1 protein-coding gene is annotated in these 652 nt (G+C 48.3%); it reads right to left on the reverse strand.

Annotated features, from left to right (window positions below; all coding sequences use genetic code 11):
* A partial coding sequence (locus tag ACYQ8U_RS23135) for an IS630 family transposase (protein ID WP_459947918.1) occupies window positions 1-652 on the reverse strand: 652 nt, incomplete at both ends.

The raw sequence follows: 652 nt of genomic DNA on the forward strand, positions 1-652 counted from the left end.
CCGTGCTGCTTTCTCCGAATTTGCTCCACCGATGCACAACAGGTGATGCGTTGATTTCAGCAATCCCTCGCATGATTCGCTCTTTCAATTCAGCTTTCGAGTCCACCCGAATGTGACGCAGGAAGGTGCGCGCCATTTTACCAAAGAGAGTTTCAACAAGATTGAGCCACGAACCATGTTTGGGTGTATGGACATAGACAAATCGGTTTGGCCTTGTCTTAAGGTATGCCATGGTTTCTTTTGAAATATGGGCAGAGTGGTTATCCAGAACCACCCGAATGATGCTCTCCGGCGGATAATACTCGTCAAGTTCCTTAAGCAACGAAATAAACTCACGGCTTCGGTGACGATCATGCACTTGAGCTGTCACGTGTCCGGTATGAAGATCGAGAGCAGCCAAAATGGAAACTGTACCCAAGCGTTTGTATTCGTAGTCTCTGCCAATGGATGAATGTTTGGAGGCCACCGGTGCCAGATCCTTGGCTATATTTTTTATAGCTTGAACCCCCGGTTTTTCATCCACTGACACCGTTACCATCTCGGGCACCCCGGAAGATGTCGCTTCTTCGTCATTTTGGAAATTTACGTCCTGGTACACGCAGAGGATGTCTTGCATTTTTCGCTCAAATTCCGGATCGCGACGCTCGAGGTA

It is taken from the genome of Desulfocastanea catecholica, assembly GCF_054657295.1.